General features: G+C 63.3%; 17 protein-coding genes. 7 read left to right on the forward strand and 10 right to left on the reverse strand.

The window, feature by feature from the left end; all coding sequences use genetic code 11:
• Nucleotides 1-132: 132 nt before the first annotated feature.
• Nucleotides 133-849 carry a NepR family anti-sigma factor gene (locus tag DK389_RS21675; protein WP_109892713.1) on the reverse strand — a complete coding sequence of 239 codons (717 nt, stop codon included), beginning with the start codon at nucleotides 847-849 and terminating at the stop codon, nucleotides 133-135.
• A 449-nt stretch (nucleotides 850-1,298) separates the two neighbouring features.
• On the opposite strand from DK389_RS21675, the gene DK389_RS21680 reads away from it, so the two are divergent.
• Nucleotides 1,299-1,577, forward strand: a complete 279-nt coding sequence (locus DK389_RS21680; RefSeq protein ID WP_109892715.1) for a hypothetical protein — start codon at nucleotides 1,299-1,301, stop codon at nucleotides 1,575-1,577.
• 73 nt (nucleotides 1,578-1,650) lie between these two features.
• Here DK389_RS21680 and DK389_RS21685 read toward each other — a convergent pair whose 3' ends face one another.
• Nucleotides 1,651-3,951: an MHYT domain-containing protein gene (locus DK389_RS21685; protein ID WP_109892717.1), complete on the reverse strand. Its 2,301-nt coding sequence runs from the start codon at nucleotides 3,949-3,951 to the stop codon at nucleotides 1,651-1,653.
• A 243-nt stretch (nucleotides 3,952-4,194) separates the two neighbouring features.
• On the opposite strand from DK389_RS21685, the gene DK389_RS21690 reads away from it, so the two are divergent.
• Nucleotides 4,195-5,424, forward strand: coding sequence for a sensor histidine kinase (locus DK389_RS21690; protein WP_236960236.1), 1,230 nt, complete (start codon nucleotides 4,195-4,197; stop codon nucleotides 5,422-5,424).
• Between the two features lie 30 nt (nucleotides 5,425-5,454).
• Here the strand turns inward: DK389_RS21690 and DK389_RS21695 are convergent, their stop codons facing one another.
• Both DK389_RS21695 and DK389_RS21700 read right to left on the reverse strand, forming a co-directional pair.
• The gene (locus DK389_RS21695; RefSeq protein ID WP_162560765.1) at nucleotides 5,455-5,862 is read right to left on the reverse strand and encodes a response regulator; all 408 of its coding nucleotides are present in this window, start codon (nucleotides 5,860-5,862) and stop codon (nucleotides 5,455-5,457) included.
• Nucleotides 5,859-6,836 carry a response regulator gene (locus tag DK389_RS21700; RefSeq protein ID WP_109892723.1) on the reverse strand — a complete coding sequence of 326 codons (978 nt, stop codon included), beginning with the start codon at nucleotides 6,834-6,836 and terminating at the stop codon, nucleotides 5,859-5,861. Before DK389_RS21700 ends, DK389_RS21695 begins: the two co-directional genes overlap by 4 nt.
• 11 nt (nucleotides 6,837-6,847) lie before the next feature.
• On the opposite strand from DK389_RS21700, the gene DK389_RS21705 reads away from it, so the two are divergent.
• Nucleotides 6,848-8,761: a sensor histidine kinase gene (locus DK389_RS21705; protein ID WP_109892725.1), complete on the forward strand. Its 1,914-nt coding sequence runs from the start codon at nucleotides 6,848-6,850 to the stop codon at nucleotides 8,759-8,761.
• Nucleotides 8,745-9,191 (forward strand): response regulator, encoded by a 447-nt coding sequence (locus DK389_RS21710; protein ID WP_109892727.1) that lies wholly within the window; start codon nucleotides 8,745-8,747, stop codon nucleotides 9,189-9,191. The genes DK389_RS21705 and DK389_RS21710 overlap by 17 nt, the downstream gene beginning before the upstream one ends.
• Before the next feature lie 95 nt (nucleotides 9,192-9,286).
• Here the strand turns inward: DK389_RS21710 and DK389_RS21715 are convergent, their stop codons facing one another.
• The 3 genes from DK389_RS21715 to DK389_RS21725 all read right to left on the reverse strand — a co-directional run bounded on the left by DK389_RS21715 (nucleotide 9,287) and on the right by DK389_RS21725 (nucleotide 13,769).
• Nucleotides 9,287-9,742, reverse strand: coding sequence for a Ros/MucR family transcriptional regulator (locus DK389_RS21715; protein ID WP_109892729.1), 456 nt, complete (start codon nucleotides 9,740-9,742; stop codon nucleotides 9,287-9,289).
• Between the two features lie 81 nt (nucleotides 9,743-9,823).
• Nucleotides 9,824-12,508 (reverse strand): HWE histidine kinase domain-containing protein, encoded by a 2,685-nt coding sequence (locus DK389_RS21720; protein WP_109892731.1) that lies wholly within the window; start codon nucleotides 12,506-12,508, stop codon nucleotides 9,824-9,826.
• 203 nt (nucleotides 12,509-12,711) lie between these two features.
• Nucleotides 12,712-13,769 (reverse strand): IS630 family transposase gene (locus DK389_RS21725; RefSeq protein WP_109888638.1). Its coding sequence is split into 2 segments (ribosomal slippage): nucleotides 12,712-13,277 and nucleotides 13,277-13,769, totalling 1,059 coding nucleotides; the frame shifts between segments, so codons are not numbered across the junction.
• A gap of 654 nt (nucleotides 13,770-14,423) precedes the next feature.
• Between DK389_RS21725 and DK389_RS21730 the strand changes: the two genes are divergently transcribed.
• The gene (locus DK389_RS21730) at nucleotides 14,424-15,206 is read left to right on the forward strand and encodes a PAS domain-containing protein (RefSeq protein WP_109892733.1); all 783 of its coding nucleotides are present in this window, start codon (nucleotides 14,424-14,426) and stop codon (nucleotides 15,204-15,206) included.
• Between the two features lie 50 nt (nucleotides 15,207-15,256).
• Here DK389_RS21730 and DK389_RS21735 read toward each other — a convergent pair whose 3' ends face one another.
• Nucleotides 15,257-16,582 carry a polyhydroxyalkanoate depolymerase gene (locus DK389_RS21735; protein ID WP_109892735.1) on the reverse strand — a complete coding sequence of 442 codons (1,326 nt, stop codon included), beginning with the start codon at nucleotides 16,580-16,582 and terminating at the stop codon, nucleotides 15,257-15,259.
• Between the two features lie 393 nt (nucleotides 16,583-16,975).
• Here DK389_RS21735 and DK389_RS21740 point away from each other — a divergent pair, with 393 nt between their 5' ends.
• Entirely contained in the window at nucleotides 16,976-17,452 is a 477-nt protein-coding gene (locus DK389_RS21740) for a phasin (RefSeq protein WP_109892737.1), read from the forward strand.
• 134 nt (nucleotides 17,453-17,586) lie between these two features.
• Here the strand turns inward: DK389_RS21740 and DK389_RS21745 are convergent, their stop codons facing one another.
• Nucleotides 17,587-18,012, reverse strand: a complete 426-nt coding sequence (locus DK389_RS21745; protein WP_109892738.1) for a Ros/MucR family transcriptional regulator — start codon at nucleotides 18,010-18,012, stop codon at nucleotides 17,587-17,589.
• A 187-nt stretch (nucleotides 18,013-18,199) separates the two neighbouring features.
• The gene (locus DK389_RS21750) at nucleotides 18,200-20,776 is read right to left on the reverse strand and encodes a hypothetical protein (protein ID WP_162560766.1); all 2,577 of its coding nucleotides are present in this window, start codon (nucleotides 20,774-20,776) and stop codon (nucleotides 18,200-18,202) included.
• A gap of 817 nt (nucleotides 20,777-21,593) precedes the next feature.
• Here DK389_RS21750 and DK389_RS21755 point away from each other — a divergent pair.
• A protein-coding gene (locus DK389_RS21755; RefSeq protein WP_109889188.1) for an IS3 family transposase occupies nucleotides 21,594-22,945 on the forward strand; the annotation gives its coding sequence in 2 pieces (ribosomal slippage) (nucleotides 21,594-21,929 and nucleotides 21,932-22,945; 1,350 coding nt in all).
• Nucleotides 22,946-22,987 lie beyond the last annotated feature (42 nt).

The following is a 22,987-nucleotide window of genomic DNA, read 5'->3' on the forward strand; positions in this document are numbered from 1 at the left end:
CGCGCCTCGTCGGCCGCAAGAGGCCGCCGCGCCCGCGCGCCGCATAGGGTCTTCTGCGCGATCGTCGCTGTGTTCACCAGATGCCGCCCATCGTCCTCAGGGCCACAATCCGCGTAGGGCGGCGTACACGCATCAGGCCGCAGCCCTACTCAGGCGGCCACCCGCGAAGCCGAGCAGGTCCGACAGCAGGGCGCGACCACGACTGACCCGGCTCTTCACAGTGCCAACCTGACATCCGATCACCTCGGCGGCAGCCTCATAGGTCATGTCATGGACGCTGACGAGGAGCAGAGCCTCGCGCTGGAGTGCAGGCAATTTCGCCACCTTGCTCCAGACATCTTGCAACTCGATCCGATCCTCTTGGTCCGGCACCTCGATCAGCCGCTCGGCCGCAGCGCCGTCTGCGTCCTCCACCTCGCGCTTGCCCTTGCGGCACTCCGTGTAGAACTGGTTGCGTAAGATCGTGAACAGCCACGCGTTGAGGTTGGAGCCGGGCACGAAACTGTGCTGGTTCGACCAAGCTTTGAGCAGCGCCTCCTGCACGAGATCATCGGCTCGCGCGGCGTTCCCGGTCAGGGACATGGCATAGGTGTGCAAGCGCGGAACCGCCGCCAGCAAGCCATCACGAAACGCTGCCGAGGTTGGTTCCCTCAGAGTGCTCAGAGCACTCTCAAGCTGCTTGATAAGATCGAGAAGCCGCTGCGGCTGCTGCTCCGTCAGGAGAGTGCCGTAGCAGGCTCGAAGCTGATTGCCGAGGTGGGCGCGCAGGGCTGCGGTCAGGCAGGATCGCTGGTTCTGGTCTGGGCTGATCATGGGCACCTGTGAACGGCCAAGCTGAAGCTTGACCATGCAACTCACCGGCAGCGTGGCCGTTCCGGCGGGTGCATACTGAATTCGAATATGGTTGCAGAAACACAGCGCAGTGCTTCAGAAGATATAATTGCGCGCGATCTTTCAGCTTGGCCTTACCATCGCTCCGCTTCTAGCAGGCGGGAGTGAGAAGCCCTCGATCGTCGGCGAAAGTCTACCCGCCGGCATTGCACGACCTCGTACATTGACGCTGGCGCGAGCAGGAAGCGGCACCTGCCAACAACAAAGGTTATAGCGGCGAGCATATCTGGTATACCAGATGCGCTGACAGCGTGAACGCATGCGGCCTCGTCACAAACGTTGGCCGATATCGTGCCGCAGCGCTGAGACCATCTGACCCCAAGCAGACATCCCAACCAATGAGGGTGTCTCACACAACGCTTCAAAGACGGCCTGATCAGACGCCGCCTTACAGGGAGACGCGCCCCATGCCAGCGGCCACTCAGGTGAGTGAGAATCTTCCGCCTCAGATCCAGAAGGCTCTGGCTGAGTGCATTGCTGGTGCTCAGATCGCTGAGCACAAGGCGAGCGACTACCTCAAGCTCTCACAAGGTGAGGCGGACGACTCGATCTATGAGGCGTGCCGCTCCATGCACCGGTTCTATAGCTCCATGCACGAGTTCTTCCGGGAGGAGCAGATGGCGATCGCTGCGCTCCTTAAGCCTGCTGATGGAGCCCTCCCGTCCCACATAGCCACGGCTGCTTGACGCGGATGTTTACGCGTCACTAATCCTCCGCAGGCAGCGCGTAGCACCAAGACACGTTCGAGTGCCGTGCTGCTCATCCCTGACGCGCTGGGAACGGGATGACCTGTGACTGCTCTTCTATGGCCTGCGCCTGCTCACCCACGGCTCGCTTCAGCGCCGTCTGACTGAACGGCTTATTCAGGCGGGGGAGTCCGGATCCCGTGCCCTCCGGCAGGTCTGTGTAGCCGGACGCCAGGATGATCGGCAGATCAGGCCGATCAGCCCGGATCGCAGCCGCAAGCTGCACACCGGTCATCTCCGGCATAGCATGATCGGTGATGATCAGATCAACATCGCGTCTATGGCGCAGTGCGTTCAGAGCCTCCCGGCCTGAGGCTGCCTGAACGACCGTGTGGCCAAGGTCTTCCAGCATCTCGGCCGTGTTTGCGAGCACCAGCGCGTCATCGTCCACTACGAGAACTCGCAGCGACTTGTAGGCCGAAGCAGTGGCTTCTGATTCCGTAGCGTCAGCCGGACGTGCTGTGGAAGCACCTTCCTCAGCCAGCGGCAGCCAGATCTCTGCCGTTGTGCCTTTGCCCTTCTCACTCGACAGCACCAATCGGCCACCCGACTGCTCGGCCAGTCCGTGCACCATCGAGAGCCCTAATCCGGTGCCCTTACCGACGCCCTTGGTCGTGAAGAAGGGCTCACGTGCGCGTGCCAGCGTCGCCGTGTCCATGCCCTCGCCCGTGTCGCTCACGGACAAGCACACGTAGTCGCCGGGTCGGAGTGCATCCATAGTCTCAGGATCAGCATGCTCCTCTCGCGCCGCCAAGGTAATCGTACCGCCATTCGGCATCGCGTCCCGTGCATTCACCGCCAAGTTGATGAGCGCGAGTTCCAGTTGATTCGCGTCTACCTGAACCGCACGAAGCTTGGAGGGGAACTGCTCCTCAATGTGCACCGCTGGCCCAGCAGCGCGCTGGAGCAGGTCCGCCATGCCCTGCACCAGAGAAGCGATGTCCACAGCCTCGGGCTTGAGATCCTGGCGACGCGCGAAAGCCAGCATGCGCTGCGTCAGGGCCGCGCCGCGCTGAGCACCCTGCGCAGCATTGTCCAGCAGGCGGCGAAGGCGAGGGTCGTCAGGAACTCGCTTGCGCAGCAGGTCGAGGTTCCCGATCACGACAGCCAGTAGGTTATTGAAGTCGTGCGCCACGCCCCCGGTTAGCTGACCCACCGCCTCCATCTTCTGCGCCTGACGCAGCGCTTCTTCGGCTCGCTTGCGCGCGGTCACATCGACAACCCCGCCCAGAGCACCTGTGAATGCGCCGTCGTGGTCGTACTCGGCTCGCCCGGAGACCACGACCTCAAGGATCTCGCCCGCCTTCGTGACAAACCGGTACTCGGCTTGCTTCAGCGTGCCCTCCCGGATCAGCCGAGGCCAGTCCTCCTGCATCCGCTGCCGAGCAGAAGCTTCTGTCATGAAGTTGATCAGCGGGCGGCCGATGACCTCCTTTCGGGTGTAGCCGAGGAGGTCGAGCCACGCCTCGCTGACCTGCTCGATCTGTCCGTCGCTGTCGAGCGAATGAAGGGGAAGAGGCGTCCTGCTGTAGAGCGTCCGGTAGCGCTCCTCACTCTGGCGGAGCGCTTCGGCTTCGCGCTCGGCCAGAACGGCAAACCGCCGGTCGAACATGGCAGCCACGGATGCCAGAAAGAGGATCACAAAGGTCGTGGTCGCGACGGCAAGCGCCAGCTTGATCTGATCAAGGTTGGCATCGGTCTGAGCTTCAGCCATTCCTGCGTGAGCATGGAACGCTGAGCCCTGCATGGCCGCGTAGTGCATGCCAGCCACGGCCACGCCCATGACGAGCGCCGCGACGATCCGGGACCCTGCTCTGGCGTAACGAAAGGCAAGCCAGAGGGCGGTCGTGGAGGCTCCGATGGCGATTAAAATCGCAACTGCGACCCAGATGCTCTCGTAGCGCAGGTCGGCCCGCATCCGCATCGCGGCCATGCCAACGTAGTGCATACCCGCGATGCCCAGCCCCATGAAGAGGCCGCTCCACCCGAGCATGATGGTGCTCGCGTCACTTCTACTCACGACAGCGAACGCAGCCCCGGTGACGCCGACTGCGAGCAAAAGCGAGAGCACGGTAAGGGTTGGGTCGTAGCTGACCTCCATGCCCGGCATGCTGAACGCGAGCATGGCGACGAAGTGCATCGACCAGATGCCGCCGCCCATCGCGACAGCGGCCGTTCCAAGCCATGCGTGCCGCACCCAACCTGTAGCGGCACGCACGCGGCTGGCGAGATCGAGAGCCGTGTAGGAGGCTGCCGCCGCGATCACGACCGAGAGCAGAACAAGGAAGTGGTCGTGAGATCCGTCAGTGGCCATGGCTCTGCAACATCGTGAGCGGCTGTGCTCACGCCCGAGGATGAACGCGCTTCGCAACTTGTCCGTTGCTGAGGAGTGATGAATCGCCCAGATGGCTTAACTTCTTGCTTCTCACGGCCTTTAGGGCGCATGCCTCCGAATCCTCGCATCCAATGCGTCACATTCCAGGCTCGAATCCGGCTTACTGCGCGCAACCTACCAAGCTCCCTACTCACCGCGCTTGCCTGCGCTCCGGAGATGATTTTGCACGACCTGTCTCCACCCGCTCAGCAGCCGAGCGAACGTGAAGCCGAGCTTGAGGCCGAGATTGGCCGCCTGCGTCGCTCGCTCGATGAGGCTGTGCGGCGCACAACCGTCGATGTACCGGCGGCCAGCGCAGGCTACGAGCACGAAGTGGCAGATCTGCGCTCTGCTCTGGCCCTTAAGCAGGCACGCTCGGCCGAGTTGCAGCAGGCGAACGCCAAACTTACCGCGAACTGCGCGACTCTCGCGGCCAGCGAAGCGCGCTATCGCCTCGCGGTAGAGAGCGCCAGCGACTACGCCATCTTCACCACCGACCTGACCGGACGCATCACAGGGTGGAACTCAGGCGCTCAGAACCTGATGGGCTGGAGCGAGGAGGAGGCGGTCGGCGCTCCAGCCAACCTGATCTTCACGCCTGAGGACGACCGAACCGCGATTGCGGAAACCGAGATGCGCTTGGCCGTCACGGAAGGCCGTGGCGAGGACGACCGCTGGCACCTGAAGAAGGACGGCTCTCGCTTCTGGGCTAACGGCCTGATGATGCCACTGCGCGATGATGAGGGCGGGCTCGTTGGCTTTCTCAAGATCCTGCGGGACCGCACGGAGGCGAAGCAGGCAGCCGAGCGTCAGGTGCTTCTGGTGCACGAACTCAACCACCGAGTGAAGAACACACTCGCTACCGTCCAGGCATTCACCAGCCAGTCTCTGCGGACAGCAGGCTCACTGGCCGAGGCACGCGAAGCGATCACGGCGCGACTGATCGCACTGGCTCAGGCGCACGATGTGCTGACAGCCGAGGACTGGCAGGGTGCGGACCTTGCCCAGATCGTCGCTGATGCGCTGCGGCTACATGGTGGGGACGGCGAGCGCTGTCGCTGGCAGGGCAACGCGATCCGGGTTTCATCTCGCATTGCATTGGCGTTGGCGATGGTGCTGCACGAGCTTGCGACCAACGCGATCAAGTACGGAGCGCTCTCGAATGCCACTGGTACCGTGTCAGTGACATGGAAGATTACCGAGCAGGGCGATCGGTCCGTCGAAACGCGCCTTCGCCTAGCACTACGTTGGGAGGAGCGAGGTGGCCCGCCTGTCACCCCGCCGACGCGCAGAGGCTTCGGAACGCGCATGATCGAACGCGGCCTTGCCAGCGAACTCCAGGGCGAAGTCCGGATGAGCTACGAGCCGGCAGGAGTCGTCTGTCTGCTCGACATCCCGCTGGAGATGGGCTGAAATAACAAGGTCGGGCTGGCCCGAACCTACCTACCTTGATGCGAGGGAACTGCTCTCCTGAGGATTAACGGCTTCGCGCAGCAGTTTAGTGAACACAGCGTCGAGTTGCCGCTGGTCCAATGGCTTTTGAATGAAGGCGACGGGTCCTGTTGCCTCGGCGGCAGTGCGGGTCGTCGGGTCTCCAGAACCCGATACGAACACGTGCGGGATTAAGCGCGCTCGCGCGATTCTGGCCACGTCGATCCCCGTCAAAATGCCCTGGAGCTTAATGTCTAAGATCGCAAGGTCGATCCCTCCATCCATCAGGCGCTCCTGCGCGCTCTCGCCGGTCTCAACTGCGGCGATCACCTCATGGCCAGCTTCTTCCACGAGGTCAGTCAGGTAGCTGGCCACCAAATACTCGTCCTCGACGATCAGCACCCGCAGGTTCTGGCTCAAAGGGCAACTCCTACACGGCACCGGGTACCGGGATGCTTGTCCTCAACCATCACCTCTCCGCCGATCTGCTGCGCCAATCGCTCAACAAGGTGTAAGCCCATTCCAATGGGTGTCGATCGGAGATCGCGCTCAAAGCCCCGGCCGTTATCCTCTACCGTGAGTACAATTCGGCTCTGCTCGCGCTGCAACTGCACCCTGAGTTCCCCGCCTTCCACCTCGGAAAAAGCATGCTGGACCGCGTTGGTAATGATCTCGTTGGCCAGCAACCCAAATGGCACAGCTACGTCAACCGGCAACTCCAAGGCTTCCAGTTCTGTCTCAAGGCTGACGGGCACGCGTGCCAATGCCACGAGGCTGGAGGCCAACTCGCCGATGAAGGCACCGAAATCGACGCGACGGAAGTCCGGCGAGCGGTAGAACTGCTCCTGTAGGCGACTGAGCGACTGAATGCGCTGACGCAGGTCGGCAAGCTGCTGCCGGTCTGGACCACTCTGAAGCGCCTTCTCCGTCTGCCGTATCAGGCTGATAACAATCTGGAGGTTGTTGTGCAGGCGATGGTAGAGTTCGGCCAGTACCAGATCGCGGTTCTCGGCCAGAGCCCGTCGAGCCTGCCCCCGCTCGACAACGATGCGCGCGGTGAGAGCCAGACGCTTTAGCTGATTGCGCCCCTTCACTACGTAGTCGTCGAAGCCGGCCTTCATGGCACGGACCGCAAGATCCTCGTTGCCGGTCCCCGTGACCATGATAGCGGGGCAATTGGGGTGAGCCGCCTTGACCGCGTTGAACAACGCGAAGCCATCGATCCAGCGGAGGTCGTAATCCGTCACCAGAAGGTCGGGAGGCGAAGCGAGCGCCTGCTCAAGGCTGGCTTGGCTCGCGACCTCCACCACGTCAAATCCGGCGATTTCCTGTGAGAGGGCTCGGATGTTCAGGGCACGCGTGTCCGGATCGTCGTCGGCAACAATCACTCGCATGTGCGCTCCAGATGGAAGGGCATCAGGTCGCGGTGCTAACAGCGGGCTTCCGGCGTTTGATCCGCGCTTCTGCGTTTCGAAGCCGGGAGGGAATCTGGTGGCAAGGCGTCGTATATAACGTGGACCGCATCAGGCATCACAAGCGGGGTGGTCTCTCCGCTTTCGGGTTGATCGCTCTAACGATTGCCCTCCTGCTCACTGTCGTGAGTACGGGCGCACTCGTTCTGAACCTCTCTCGGCTGAACACCAGCCGTATGGAGGTGGCCCGCATCAACTCGGTCCTGACGCTCGTGGCCGAGCTTCATGAGGCGATCCGAGCCGCCGAGACGGGGCAGCGCGGCTTCCTACTGACTGGCGAACAGCGTTATCTCACCACCTATCAGGAGGCTGTGCCGCGCGTCTGGGCTGACCTTAAGGCTGCCGAGCAAGTGGTCAGGAGGCCGGAGCAGGTCGCGCGTTTGGCGAACCTCCGCTCGCTGATCGAGAACAAGCTCGACGAGTTGGCCAACACGATTGGCCTGGGCGCGCGTAGCCAAAACGCTGCGCTTGAGGTCGTTCGGACCGATGTCGGCCAGCAGTTGATGGAGCAGATCGACAGTACGATTCGCACCATCCGGGATACAGGGACCGAGGCCCTATCGGCACAGTCGAAGCGCGAGCAGACGGATGCCGCCTGGGCCACAGCGGTCGCCCTCTTGAGCGGTGGTCTTGCACTCAGCAGCGCGGTTCTGGGCGTTGTCACGCTTGTCGGCAAACGCGCGCAGACACGCCTGTTCGAGGCTGAGGAACGCTTCCGCAATCTCGCGGAAAACATCGAGGAAGCCTTCTGGGTCTCGGACCCACGCAGCAGCACGCTGCTCTACATCAATCCCGCATTCGAGCACATCTGGGGTCAGGCACGGTCAGCGCTCTACCAGGACCCCCGCCTCTGGCTGGAAGCCATCGTCTCGGACGATCGTGAACGGGTAAGCGCCAGTTACGCCGAAAGGGCGATGAAGGGCACCTACGACGAGAACTACCGGATCATGCGGCCGGACGGATCACTCAGGTGGGTACGCGACCGAGGTTGGCCGGTGCACGATGAGACTGGTCAGTTTGAGTACGTAGTTGGCATCGCCGAGGACATCACGGAGATGCGCGAAGCGCAGGACGCGCTCACCAGCCTGAACGCCGATTTGGAGCGCCGGATTGAGGAACGGACGCAAGCGCTCGTCGAGGTTAACCGTGAACTCGACGCATTCGCCTACTCCATTTCTCATGACCTGAGAGCGCCACTTCGCTCGATGCAAGGCTACGCGGATGCGCTCATCGAGGATTTCGGTGATGGCCTTGGTCCAGAGGGACATCACTATACCAAGCGCATCGTCGCCGCCGCGTCGCGCATGGAGGATCTAATCCAAGACATCCTCGCTTACAGCCGACTGGCCAAGGAGGAAGTCAGCGTCAGACCTGAATCTCTCGAAGCGGCCGTAGATCAGGTGCTGACAGACCTCGCGCCGATGTTGGCGGACACGGCCGCAGATGTTCGGGTTGAGCGTCCCCTTCCGGAGGTGCAGTCGAACCGCTCGGTCTTGCGGCAGGTTCTAAGCAACCTGATTGCAAACGGAGTGAAGTTCGTTGGGCCGGGTGAGAAGCCCGAACTGCTAATCCACGCGGATCGGCATGCGGGGCGTGTCCGCCTTTGGGTCGAAGATCACGGCATTGGGATCGCGGCAGAGCACCAGAAGCGCATCTTTGACCCGTTCCAGCGCCTGCATGGGATCGAAGCCTACCCTGGAACCGGCATAGGGTTAGCTATCGCCCGGCGGGCGACGACGCGCATGGGGGGCTCCTGCGGTGTCGAATCGGAACTTGGTCGCGGCAGCCGGTTCTGGATTGAGCTTCGGGCCGCCGAGGAGGGGGGTGGGGATGAGCGCACCGCTTGAAGATGTGATCGTGGTCGTCGAGGACGATCCAGATGACCGGCATCTTCTAACCCGCGCCTTCAAGAAACTCGGATCGAGCGTCCCACTTCGCTTCGCCTGCGATGGTGATGAGGCTGTGGCGTTGCTGAGCGAGGTGGCGTCATCGGCCGATCCCTCAATGCGGCCGGTCGTGATCCTGCTAGATCTTAAGCTGCCACGTCGGTCTGGCTTAGAGGTTCTGACCTGGGTCAAGGCGCAGCCAGCACTGCGTCGCATCCCCGTCGTGATCCTGACCTCGTCACGCGACCAGACCGACCTGAAGCAAGCCTATGACCTTGGCGCGAACTCGTTTCTGGTGAAGCCGAGCCAACCGCACGCGCTGCACAGCTTGATTGAGCAGGTGAATGCGTACTGGCTCGGCCACAACGAGGTTGCACCGATAGCAGTCTAGTCCTGCCTGTATGCGGCTCTCCAGCGAGCGGGCATCTCGCTGGCCTCGCCAGATACCCTGCTCATCTCTGGGGACGCCTATAAGGTGCAGGCACGTTACGCAACCTTCCGGCCGCGTCCGCTGGTCCGCTCTGCCTGCGCACCCGCACGCCCGAGGCCAATCGCCTTGGCGAGTTCGGAACGCTGGGCGGCGTAGCTGGCTGCCACCATCGGGTAGTCGTTGGGCAAACCATAGCGCTGACGATAGCTGTATGGGTCGAGGCCATGCCCAGCGAGGTGGCGCTTGAGCGTCTTATAGGGCCTTCCATCGACGAAGCTGATGAGCGCGTCCGGTGTGATCGACTTCTTGATCTGCGAGGGCGTCGGCTTCTCGACCTCCTCCACAGGAGCCTGAGACGTGCCGCTCGCGAGGCCGTTTAGCGCCCGATGAACGTTGCTGATGAGCGCTGGAAGCTCGGCCACAGAAACAGGATTGTTGGAGACAAAGGCCGACACGATGTCGGCGGCGAGTCCGATAAATTCGGGCGCGCTGCCCGGAGTAGGTTCTGACATTTTCTCTTCTGCTATTCTTGACCGTTCGGCGGCGTATCTCACCGCTCATGCCGCTCAGTCAAGCAACGTCTTCAGGTGCGGCTATGCATCGAATCTGCTGTGTCCGTTATGCTGGGGGTCTCTGCCCGCCACCAGCGACATTAGCGTGTCCATGAGTTGCTGCTCCACGAACGGCTTGCTCAGGATCGGCACATTCGCGAAGCGCGCAGGCAGGACATCTCGGCTGCGGTCGTAGGCGGTCGCAAACAGGAACGGCACGCCTTGATTCTGCAAAATCTCCGCAACTGGCCATACCTTCTCATCATCAACGTTGATGTCGAGCACCGCCCCATCGAGTGATCCGGCCTCGATCAGCGTCAGCACCATGGCGGCCTCAATTCGCGCCACCGGTCCCACGGGCGTCCAGCCAAGGGCGCGGACCGCCTCCTCCAGCACGTGCGCGAGCAGGGCATCATCCTCGACCAGCAGAATTCGTGGCGCGCCTGTGGTCTCGTCTGCCTGCGTCGCCGATTTGCCCGATGCTCCGTTGAGGACTGTGCCGAGCACCAGTGCCGTCTCGGGTACGTCCATGTAGAAGCACACACCGTCCGGCTTGTAGATGACTTCGCTGGTGCCCTGCATCTCGTACTCGATCAGACGCTGCGTCACGAAGGAGCCAAAGCCTTCGCGCCTTGGGGGCTTCACTGTCGGACCACCCACCTCGCGCCAGAACAAGCTCAGCACACGGGAGGGCGCATGGCCTGTGACACTCCACCGGATGCGCACGCGCCCACCCGGCACCGAGAGCGCGCCGTACTTGGCTGAGTTCGTCGCCAACTCGTGGAACACCATACCAAGGGATGCGCCCATCCTGGGCAGCAGGCTCATTCGGTCGCCCTCAAGCCAGAGGCTGTCACCCTCCTTGGCGTATGGGCTCAACTGCTCAACGATGAGGGAACGCAATTCCACCTTCTGCCAAGCAGCATCACTCAACAGGTTGTGTGAGGCAGCCATGGCCTGAATGCGCTGCTCGAAGCTGTGCACATAGGCGTCGAGTGCGGTCGCGCTGCCTCTGGAGTGGCGTGCCAGCGCCTGAACAGTCGCAAGCGTGTTCTTCACCCGGTGGTTCAACTCAGCCAGCATCACCTCGTGGCGAGCCTGGGCGGCATTACGCTCGCGCGCGACCTGCTCCATGCGCTTGAGGATGATCTCCAGCAGTGACAACCGGAGCAACTGCACGGCCTCGATCTCGGTCTCCGTCCAGGGCTCCGCGTGCAACCGAACCGACTGACTGTACGCCTCGAACGACTTGCGCGGATACACGCGGTAGCCGCCAGAGCCGATCTCGACGGGCTTATCAGGATTGCCGCCCCAGCGGACCGTCTCCAGTACCTCGGGACGGAACCAGAGGATGTAGATTGGCGGGGTGCGCGCGACGGCGAGCACCAGCAGGCCACTGGCGTCCTGGGCGAAGTCACGGGCAGGCTCCCACTGGCTCGCCAGCGAAGCCGTCGCAAACACGGCTTCACCTGATGACTGACTGCTCGCCAACCACCTGACGAGCGCGCGAACTTGGTCCTCACCCGGCCTGCGTCCGATCGCGAAGAATGCGTCTTCGACCAACAGGGCCACACCGCCCGCGTTCACGTAGCCGAGGAGGCTGCTCGCCTGCTGGATCAATCCTCTGGCGAGATCGCCTTCCTCCGAGATGCGCTGCACCAGCGTCTCTCGCGCACGGCGCAGCCTATGGCGGATCTCCAGGGCCTCGACATGCTCGCGCGCCTCTAGCTGGAACGAGAACATGTGGCCGAACAACTCGCAGACCGCACGCAGATGGCGCGGGATGCGTTTCGGAACTGTGTGATGGCACGCGATCAACCCCCAGAGGCGGCCACCCACGATGATGGAAATCGTCATCGTAGCGGCCACGCCCATATTCCGCAGGTACTCCAGATGGATCGGCGAGGCCGCGCGCAGCGTGCACTGGCTCATGTCGAGCACAGCAGGCATCGCATCTCGGCCGCCCTTTGCTGGGCCAAGCAGAGGGGCCGGCACGGAGCGCACATCAGCGATGATGCGCAGCCAGTTCCGCAGATAGAGATCGCGAGCCTGCCTCGGAATGTCAGAGGCCGGATAGCGAAGGCCGAGGTAGGACGCCACACCCTCTCTGTGGCTCTCGGCGATGACCGATCCCTCACCCTCAGGCAGGAAGCGGTAGATCATGACCCGATCATAGCCGGTCGCCCGGCGAATCTGCTCGGTTGCAGCCTGACAGAAGGCTTTCTGATCCGGGGCAGGCTGCACCGCGAGCAGCATCTGCTGAACGGTCGTGAGCGGATCGCGCGTGCGCAGATCGGGTAGGTCAGCCGCCTCGAACTCGACCACCAACACACTTCGATCCGCACACCTCCGCCCTGTTGCTACCTTGATCAGGCGTGACCTGTGCACGCTGGCATCCACCGGCACCGTGCCGAGGCGAAGGTCAGGATCGAGCGCGTGCAGCGGCGTCGCGAGATCGTCCTGCGCGAGGAGAGGCCGCAGGTGCTTCACACGCGCCGGTCCAAATAGCTGGGCCAGGGAACGACCGAGCAGAGTCTCCGGGGCGTGGCCCAAGAGCGTGCCGGTATCGCCCGCAACGTTCTTGATGGTCAGCCGGGTCGGCTCAAGTACGAGGAGCGCTCCGTGGCTCTGGATGCAGCCGGGCACATGGATGGGCTCGCGCTCGCACGCGCTGAGATCGACTTGCTCAGAGTCGGCTTTCTGGTCTGGCGTGCTGATCACGGTCATGAGCCACGCCTATCCCGCCACTTCGGGGCCGTTGCCGCTCCCAAAGCCTATCCATATCAACACTGGAGATCAGAAGATCGCAGCAGCGATCCTCGGCCGCGTCGCTCAGCGTACGGCTTTCGCGACAACGTCCGCTTGATCTGAGAGTGAGGTAGGTAGCAGCGCAGCGCCCAGAGCTTACCTCTGATACCAAGTCTCACTGATCAGCACTCATGAGCCCAGGTGCGTCGGCCGATGGAGACGATGTGCCAGGGCTCATCAATGAGCCTGTTCCAGGCATGGCAGCAGTGATCGACGATGTCGTCGTAGGAGCCGAAGATCCGGTTGCCGAGCCAGTTTTGGCGTAGAAACTGCCAGATGGCCTCGACCGGGTTCAGCTCAGGCGAGCGCGCCGGCAGCGGCATGAGGGTGAGATTGCCCGGCACGACAAGCTTCTTGGTGAGATGCCAGCCTGCTTGATCGAGCAGCAGGACGGCGTGAGCGCCCGGTGTGACATGCTGGGCGATCTCGGAGAGATGATGGTTCATCGCCTCGGTGGTGCAGCGTGGCATGACGAGACCGGCGCCCTTAGCGAGTGCAGGGCAGAGCGCTCCGAAGATGTAGGCGGATTCGGTACGCTGATCCTTCGGAGCTGCCGGCCGTGTGCCGCGGCGTGCCCATCGCCGGGTGATGGTGTTCTTCTGGCCGACACGGGCCTCATCTGAGAACCAGATCTCTATCGGCTTGCCGCCGGTTGCCTGCGCGATCTCTGCCAGATGGGCCGGGAAGTCTTTTTAAAAACCTCCGCCGCCTGCAGATCCTGGGCGTGGTGGCGAGGCCGCGCCGAGAGCTTACGGAAGCCCATGGCGCGCAGGACGCGGCTCAGCGTCTGCTCGGAAACCGAGACACCGTGGTCCTCACACAGGATCTGGGCCAGATCGACCAGGCGCCAGCGCACCACACCGTGGGCAGCTGGCGTCGGGCCTTGCTCCACCATGGCCCGCAGCGCCTCGCATTGGGCCGCATTCAGGCGCGGGCGCGCACCGGGCGCTTTGCCGTCGATCAGGCCGTCAGGTCCCCGTGTGTTGAAGGCCAGCACCCAATCGCGCACGGTCTGCAGCCCGACCCCGCCGATCTGCGCCGCCTCCGAGCGCGATCGGCCGGCATAGATGGCTGAGAGTGCCAGGAGACGGCGTGTCTGGGCTGGAGTCCGTGAGGTCTTGGCGAGCGCGCGCAGCCTCGGCGCATCGAAATCTGACCGGAGCGGCACGGGAGCGGCCATCACATCCTCCTCGGGCAACCACGCCCAGAGAAGGAATCACACCCGGGTTCGCTGGGCTACTCACCCCACGTGAGTCACCCTCACCGAGGACTGGTATGAGCCGTATCGGTATGCGCTCAGTCTTCCGGTCGCTCATTAGACCAACCGCTCGATCGGTGAGGCTGCACCTGATTACTCACCTCGCCTGCCACGAAGCGGTGATCAACCACGGCGAGTGTTGTTTCTGATGGCCGCGACTTCATCGAGCGTCAACTCCTCTGGCCTTCGAGCCACACGCCGAATCCCTAGGCAAGGCTCCGTTCGCCGGCTCAAGCACGTTATGATTCAGCCGGGACACTCCCTGTCGGAGCCTTGTCATGGAGCCATTGTAGGCACTGCCCGCGTGTGCGAGGTAGGTGTGTCCGCACAAGGCATTGCGGGAGAGCCCAGGCTGGCGTGAGCTGGTCATGGCGTCGTGGAGCGACCGCCCCCGGAAGCTTCAAGGCACAATCCCGCAGGGTTGGACGATCTGGAGTGCGACGCTTTGCGCGTCCCAGACGAGCCGAGACTGCCTTTGCATGAGCAGATTCGGTTCGCAGGTTACTCGCGACAGAGGGGGGCAACCGGAATGCTTCTTGCGGGCATTTCGTGGCCCGCTGGTCGAGGGAGAACGCCTTGGATTTGGACGATTCCAAATACGCGCTCGACGCGCCGGACCACGGCTGGAATGATGAGCGGTCGCCGGCTGAGTTGTTCCAGCGGATCACGTCGCCTGCCTACACAACCGACGCGGACGGCTGGCTGACCTACTACAACGAGGCGGCAGCCGATCTCTGGGGCTACCGGCCCGAACTCGGCAAGACACGCTGGTGCGGCTCTTGGCGGATCTTCACGACCGAAGGTGCTCACCTGCCGCTCGATCAGTGCCCCATGGCGGTGGCGCTGAAGGAAGGCCGGGCCGTGCGCGGGGTGCAGGCCGTGCTGGAGCGCCCGGATGGGACGCTGATCCCCTTCATGCCGCATCCGACACCCCTGCGAGACGCTTCAGGCGCCATCGTCGCTGGCTCCAACGTGCTTTTGCCGCTCACTGCGCAGGGCAGCGTACCGCCTCTTTTCGACTACCCCGGCGATGACTGGACGGAGGCACTGCCCCCTGATCTGCCGGACGGCCTCGAACTCGATGATCTGACGGGCTGCCTCCAGAGAACCTTGGCTGCGCAGGCTGATGTGGAGTTTGGCTTCCAGATCGACTGCGAGCGGCTTGAGGCATGGTCCGGCCCGGAGGCCGAGAAGGAGCGGATTGTCCGGCAGCTTGAGAGCAAGCGGCAGAGGCAGCGCGTCCTGCTGAATAGGCGGCTCGACCAGCTACAACAGCGGGCCAAGCGGCTGATGGCGGAGGCTCAGCAGGGGAAGGCGTCAGCGAGGATGATCGTAGATCCTCGCAACACCCTCCACTGAGGCCGCTCGCCAGCGTCTCGCCGCAAACGGCCTGGGTCCTGTTCAGGAACTTACAGGCGCAACTCGGCCGAGGCGCTGCCCTGTGACAGCGCTCTGTCCGCGAAGAGCGCGGCTGGCGGGGACGGCTCTGCCACTGCATCTGAGCCGGAGGTGGTCACATCCGCGAGCCCGGGCGGTAGCTCTGCCGGCAGCAGGGCGGCGTTCTGCTGCATGAACGCAGCTATCTTCGGCGCGATCTCCGCCCGGAAGCGCGAGCCGTTGAAGATGCCGTAATGCCCCGCCCCGATCTGGAGATGGTAGGCCTTCTTCGCGGCCGGCAGGTTCTCGGCGAGATCCAGGGCCGCGCGGGTCTGACCGATGCCGGTGATGTCGTCCTTCTCGCCCTCGATCGCCATCAGGGCACAGCGGCGGATCGCGCCGAGATCCACCGGCTCGTTCCGGTGCCGCATCACGCCACGCGCCATCGCATGCTCGATGAACACCGTCTCAATGGTCTGGAGGTAGAACTCCGCCGTGAGGTCCATTACCGCCAGATACTCGTCGTAGAACTCCCGGTGCTTGGCAGCCGAGTCGCCATCGCCCTGCACGAGGTGGTTGAACATGTCCCAATGCGCCGACTGGTGGCGATTGAGGTTCATGCTGATGAAGCCGGCCAGTTGCAGGAAGCCGGGGTAGACATTGCGGCCATAGCCCGCGTGCGGCCACGGCACCGCGTGGATGCAGTGCTGCCGGAACCAGTCGATGCTGCGCTCCTGGGGCAGCCTGTTCACGGCTGTCGGCGAGTGACGGGTGTCGATGGGGCCGCCGATCAGCACGGCCGATTGCGGCACCAGCGGGTGATCCTCGGCTTCCATACGGGCGATCGCGGCGAGAACCGGCACGGAGGGCTGGCAGACTGCCATGACGTGCAGGTCCGGTCCCAGCGCCTCGAACATGGCGATGCAGTAGTCGATGTAGTCGTCGAGGTCGAAGCGTCCGGCCGACAGCGGCACCTGCTTGGCGTCGGCCCAATCGGTGATGAACACCTGATGCGTGTCGAGGAACGCCGCCACCGTGCCGCGCAGGAGTGTTGCGTAGTGGCCCGACATGGGGGCCACGATCAGCATCTTCGGCTTTGCCGAGGGTGCACCGAAGGCAATGACGCGGCAGAACGGGCGCTCCCACACCACGTGCTCGGACGCGGGCAGGTCGAAGGTGGGTTTGGCGTAGCTGCGGGTGCCCCGCTCGAACAACTCGCAGGAGGCAGCGACGGCGCGGCTTGAGGGTGTGTAGGCGAGTGGGCTGAACGGGTTCTGACAGGCTGTCCTGGCGACCCCGGCTGCCATGCGCGCTGGCGTGAGCATCAGGTCACAAGCATCACGCATCAGGTACAGCATAAAGGCGTTCCCTTCGGCCCATTCCAGAGCAGACCACTTCTGCGATGGCCAACGCCCTGGAACTATGATGCGTTGCGCGGCACCAAAACAAACAGGTTGCCTACGCAATCCACATTACGGAGCACGATATTTCAACCTTGGCCATTCTACCTTCTGCTAAGGAAGCACAGTTCGGACTGCTGATGCGATCGTGCAACAGCAGGTCCAGCGTCGCCGCAGCACGCGGCTTCAGCTTCTGCGAGGAGCGAAATCATGAGCGGTGCGTGAGTGACCGGCACGGTTGGTGAGCGTCCGACGTTAGTGCCTCACCCTCCGCTCGCAGATCGAGACGAAGGGAAATGAACCGCGCCCCGCCGTATCGATGACGGGGGTGCACCAACTCAGGAGGCGCCTGTGAACGACACACCTCGCTTCGAGATCCCCGACAGCATGCGCGACCTTGCCGAGAAGAGTGTCGGTCAAGCGCGGCAGGCATTCGACAGCTTCATCAGCACCGCCCGCCGCACATCCGCGCAAGTCCAAGATTCGGCCGAGAGCGCTCGCCAGAGCGCGGCGGAAATGACGGCGCGCAGCTTCCAGGCGGCCGAGCAGAACGTGCATGCAGCGTTCGACTTCGCCCAGAAGCTGGCGCGCGCCAACAGCGCTCAGGAGGCGATGCAGCTTCAGTCAGAGTTCACGAGATCGCAGTTCGCGGCGATGCAGGCTCAAGCCAAGGAGCTTGGCGGCATGGCGCAGGGCGCGATGCGGCAGGGAGCCGAGCAGGCCCGCAGCGCATTGCAGCAGAACGTGGATCAAACGCGCAACGCGACTCACGAGAGTGCTGGCGCAATGGAGGGGACGGCGGCTGGCGTGAACAAGACCGTGCCCTGAAAACTCGGCCTGAAGGGGCGTCGCGATAAGTGGTTTACCGCGCGTCAAGGTCTCTCTGGGCCTCTTGATTCGAAACGGCAGATGCCCAGGGACGAAGATCTTTGTTAGGCCGCCCGGCGGCTACGGTCGGTGGTTTACTCGGCCCGAGCACCAGCCCGACCAAGCCCAATTGCCTTTGCCAATTCGGAGCGCTGGGCGGCGTAAGCGGCGGCCACCATCGGGTAGTCGTTGGGCAGTCCGTAGCGCTGGCGGTAGCTGTAGGGGTCGAGGCCGTGTTTGGTCAGGTGACGCTTGAGAGCCTTGTAGGGCTTGCCGTCGATGAAGCTGATCAGCGAGTCCGGCGTGATCGACTTCTTGACCTGCGAAGGCGCGGCCTTCTCGATCTCCTCAGCGGCGGCCTGAGCCGTGCCGCTCGCGAGGCCATTCAGTGCCTGATGAACGTTGCCGATGAGAGCCGGAAGCTCAGCAACAGGAACCGGGTTGTTCGACACGTAGGCCGAGACAATGTCGGCCACGAGTTGAGCGAATTCAGGCTGAGATCCTACCGTCTGCTCGGTCACTTGTTCTTGGCTTATATGTTTGCTGAATACGCGCCTACTCGGCCATTTGCGGTCTTGAATCAAGCGGGACCGCCAAAATCTCATCACATGAAAGGAGTGCAGTGGCGGAATGCCTGCTTGGCCAGAGAAGCGTCGCTGTTCTCGCAGGAGCGGGGCGGCAGGCCATCTTCCTGTCGCCCCGCAGTTGCTACGCTGCAAGCCGCCTTTGCGCTGCTTCACCAGCCATCCTCTCGAAGGTGGCGTTCACAAGCCGGATCTCGCGCTCATTCAGCTTCCGAGTGGCGTTCGGCAGCAGCCGCACGTCGGTGACCCCCGCCTTCGTCATCTTCCCGCGCCAGTACTTGACCTTCGAGCGTTCGGCGTCCGTCATCGCGCCAGCCTCGTCGATACAGCGTACCGGCTTATCCTCGATGACGCCCGGCACCTTCTCGACGGTGCCGCCGAGGCGGCCCTTCAGATACTCGGCCTGCTTGCGGGAGAAGACGTAGATCACCGCCGGCTCTGCTGAGGAGAAGTCGCGCAGGACGCAACGCATCACGAACTGGTACATGGCGTTGAACTCGCGCCATTCCGTCAGTTCGGCAGCCGTCATGCCGCAGACCTCGCGCAGCGAGCCGACCTCGAACTGGCTCGGCTTCATCGCTGCCAGCCACGCCACCCGCTTGTAGTGCTGGAGGTCGTTACGGCCATGCGCCTTAGGGCTGATGAAGTGGCGGTGGTCGAGCTTGGCCTTTGCCCGTAGCCGCTCATTGGCCGTCCACAGCACCGGCTCGCCGGCCGCGTCCTGCTTGATCCACTTGGTCACGGATTCGAGCGGGAGATCGCCTTCACGGAACCGGGTGAGCGAACTGTCGCGATGATCGGAGAAGTACCGGATCGTCACTCGATCGGCGGTCGGCACGAGCCGCTTGCGGCGCTCGAATTCGACCGGTTCGAAGGTGACCCCCCACTTTTCCGTCCAGGCTTTCACCGTAACAGCCTTCATCGCCTCGTCTCCGAGCAGGCGCACGCTGCTGAAGTGGCTGAGGTTCAGCGGCGAGGTGACGGCAAAGAACTCCAGCCGGCCGCCCTCAGCCGGGTTGTCCCACGCTGCCTTCCTCGCCCAGACGTGGGTGTTCGGCTTGCTCAGCAGCACGCACAGACCGTGGTGGACCTTGTCGTAGTCGTCCACGTCCGTGGCGCGGGCGAGTTCACGGCCAGCGCCTGTCAATCCGAGGCTGTAGCAAGCGCCATCCTCCTGCTCGATGTGCACGTGGCGGCGCAGCACTTCGGCGTGGTTCTTGGCGTCGATGGGGAAGGTGGCGAAGCAGTCCGGCACCTCATCGAAGATCACCTCGCAATCACCCCAGGCGGACCAATCCATCATCGTCGCGCTGGCCTGCGTCACGAACACGATGGCAGGGCGTCCCGCCGGCTCCTTGTCGAGATCCTTGCGGATGGCCGCCAACTGAACGGGCACACGGCACTCCGCCCGCTCACTGTGCGCCTCGAAGATCCGGAAGCGCATCGCAGTTCGGCGGCCGGCGATCTCGAAGAACTCCTGCCGGCGCTGCTCGATGGTGGCGATCTTGTCCACGACGTAGACGAAGCGACCCTTCGCGCGTGCCATGCGGGCAAGTTCGTCGCGCGTCTTGCCTTCCCCGCACTCGCCTTCCTTCACGAGCACGGTCAGTCCGCTCTCATCCCGTTCGAGGAGTGGATTCCACTCGTAGGTGTCCTCATCCTCCTCGACGGACAGGCTCATGAGCCAATCGATCAGTTCCGCTGCCTTCTGCTCACCGTGCTGGCGGATGAAGTAGCCGCCGGCCGTGGCGTCGATCCGCCGGAGGATCTGATCCACTTCGCCGTAGCTCAAGGCCCCTCCGGTCTTCGCCCAGACCATGCCGAGCAGCGAACGCATCGTCTCGTAATGGCTGCCGTTGGTGATGCGGCCGCTGTAGAAGCTGGCCCAAGCCGGGTTGAAGACGGCAGGATTGTCGATGCTCATCTCGGGCCGGATAGCTCGATCGGCCCGACGCTGTTCTACGGCAGCGGTCTGCTTTCGTGCCGGCTTGGTGCATGCCTCGGATGGCTGCTTCTGCGCGACGTATTTCGTCCATATGCAGGGGTCGTGCTGCTCAAGCTGCCGCTGCTCGGCAAGCGCCGCATCAACGGTGAGCGGGATGCCGCTCAGGTGTTCCATGACGGTCGTGCTGTGCGGCGGAGCGAACACGAAGTCGCCGGGGTCGTAGATGGAGAGATCTGCCTGCTGACCGAAGGCTACTTGGTTCAGCCATACTGCGATCCGCAGCATCTCGACGCGGGTGAGGTCCCGGTCCGTGTCGATGACGATACGGAACTTCGGCTTCTCGGCCCTGTGACTGTAACTTGTGTACATGAAGTAGGAGAGCCCGCGAGCGTCCAGAGCTGATGCGACGGTTTGCATGGTCACCATGGGCCGATCGGTATCGGCATTGTCCACGTCGGCGTAGAACAGGCTCAGCGTTGGGTCCTCGGCCGCGCCGTTGCGCCAGCAGCCGAAGCGGGTGAAGGAGCGTCCGGTCTTCCGGCTCGTGAAGGTGCGGTGATTGGGCGTGTAGAGCGTGGGCACCCAGCCGTAGCTCTCCAGCTTGTTGGCTTGGGGCGCGGGATAGCGCAGCCGGTTGAGCACATAGTCGCGAACGGCAGTAAACGAAGGAAATCCGTCGAAATCAGTGATCGCCGCCATATCGAGGCGTAGAATTCCTGTTTGTGGTGACGTATAAGTGCGCGCGAGTTCGCTCATGAGGTAGATACGGGAGATTGTTTTTAACATAGCTTCTTGAAAATGGTTGTTGCGCCTCAAAACGAGACTTCACCATAATGCCAGCGCGGGCATTCGACTGTCCATATTTACCTCACGTAATATCACGTGAGTGGGATTTATCTTGCTTCCCACTATTCAAGCGTGAGACATCAGGCTGCCGGTCTGACCTGCACTCCTATCCGCCTCAAAGTTGACGGCGGCTGAAGTCCGGATACACCTGCAACTTCTTCATGAACGTTACCCAGATGGCTGCTGACCCTTCCTGAGCCGTCCCGCTCATCCTTCGCGGCCCGGCTGTCGGCATCGCTGGCTTGCTCTGAGCCCCGGGAGGGGCGCCTCGCAGCCCCACGCTCGCCGACCCTTCTCCTCGACCTCCTGCGCCGATCTGTCTTCATACCGCCCGATAATGGCCGGATCTCGATCCTCTCGGAGATCGTCGTTCTGATCGTACCGCCTGACTGTCCTCGCCTGATCGTACCAGTGTGACTGTCTGCCTCGATCGTGCGCCGGATCGGTTCGGGAGAACCGTGGCGGGGACGTTCAGGAGGACGTGGAGAGGACGGTTGGCTGAGGGGGTTGGATCTCGGCCGGGCCGCGTTCCGCGCCCGTTCTCGTCCGGGAGCCGTTTTTCTCACGGCTCATCTAATACGGGAAGCTGCGCGGACACGTGAGAAATCCAACTGGCTTACAGGACATCAAGGTCATGATGGAGTGTCCGCCGTCAGCGCTCCTGAGACACATCGAGGCCCTTCACGAACGGAGGATGGCTGGTTCATCGTAGTCCTGAGGCACGACGATGAAGCAGACATCCGGACTGGCACGCAAGCCGGCAGACGCGGTGATCAAAGACATCCGCCGGGCCACCCGCCGGCAGTTCTCGGCCGAGGAGAAGATCCGCATCGTGCTGGAGGGCCTGCGCGGCGAGGACAGTATCGCCGAGCTGTGTCGGCGCGAGGGCATCGCCAGCTCGATGTACTACGGCTGGTCCAAGGAGTTCCTGGAAGCCGGTAAGAAGCGGCTGGCGGGCGACACGGCGCGGGCGGCGACAGCAGACGAAGTCAAGGAGCTGCGCCGCGAGGCGGGCGCGCTGAAGGAGGTTGTGGCCGATCTCCTCCTGGAGAACCGCCTGCTCAAAAAAAGCATGAGCGGGGCTGGGGACGACGAGGCATGAGGTACCCAGCCCCTGAGAAGCTGGAGATCATCCGGCTGGTTGAGCAATCCCACCTGCCGGTGCGCCGCACCCTGGAGAAGCTCGGCATCACCCGATCGACGTTCTACCGCTGGTACGACGCCTACCTGAGAGGCGGTCCCGAGGCATTGGCTGACCGACCATCCCGGCCCAGCCGGGTCTGGAACCGTCTACCGACAGAGATCCGCGAGCAGATCGTCGCCCTCGCGCTGGAGGAGCCGGAACTCAGCCCACGCGAACTGGCGGTGCGCTTCACCGACGAGCGGCGCTACTTCGTCTCGGAAGCCAGCGTCTACCGCCTGCTCAAGGCCCAGGACCTGATCACCAGCCCCGCTTACATCGTCGTCAAGGCCGCCGACGCGTTCCGCGACAAGACCACGGCGCCCAACCAGCTCTGGCAGACCGACTTCACCTACCTGAAGGTTGTCGGCTGGGGCTGGTACTACCTGTCGACGGTGCTGGACGACTTCTCGCGCTTCATCGTGGCCTGGAAGCTCTGCGCCACGATGCAGGCCAGCGACGTCACCGCCACGCTCGATCTGGCGCTGACCGCGGCCGGGCTCGATCAGGTGCCGGTGGCGCATCGCCCGCGGCTGCTGACCGACAACGGATCGAGCTACGTCGCGGGTGACTTGGCGACATGGCTTGGCAGCCGAGGCATGACCCACATCCGCGGTGCGCCGCGCCATCCCCAGACGCAGGGCAAGATCGAGCGCTGGCACCAGACGCTCAAGAACCGCATCCTGCTCGAACACGCCTACCTGCCGGGCGAGTTGGAGGCCCGGGTTGCCGCCTTCGTGGAGCACTACAACCACGTCCGAGCTCACGAGAGCCTGGGCAATCTCACCCCCGCTGACGTCTATCTCGGCCGCGGCGAGGGCATCCTGCGCGAGCGGGCGCAGATCAAGCGTCAGACCCTCATCGACCGCCGCTTGCGCCACCACGCGCGGGCTGCCTAACCTCTCAACCCAGGTGGACCAGAGCCTCCGTTCCTGAGCGTC

Source organism: Methylobacterium durans, assembly GCF_003173715.1.
Taxonomy (GTDB): Bacteria; Pseudomonadota; Alphaproteobacteria; order Rhizobiales; family Beijerinckiaceae; genus Methylobacterium; species Methylobacterium durans.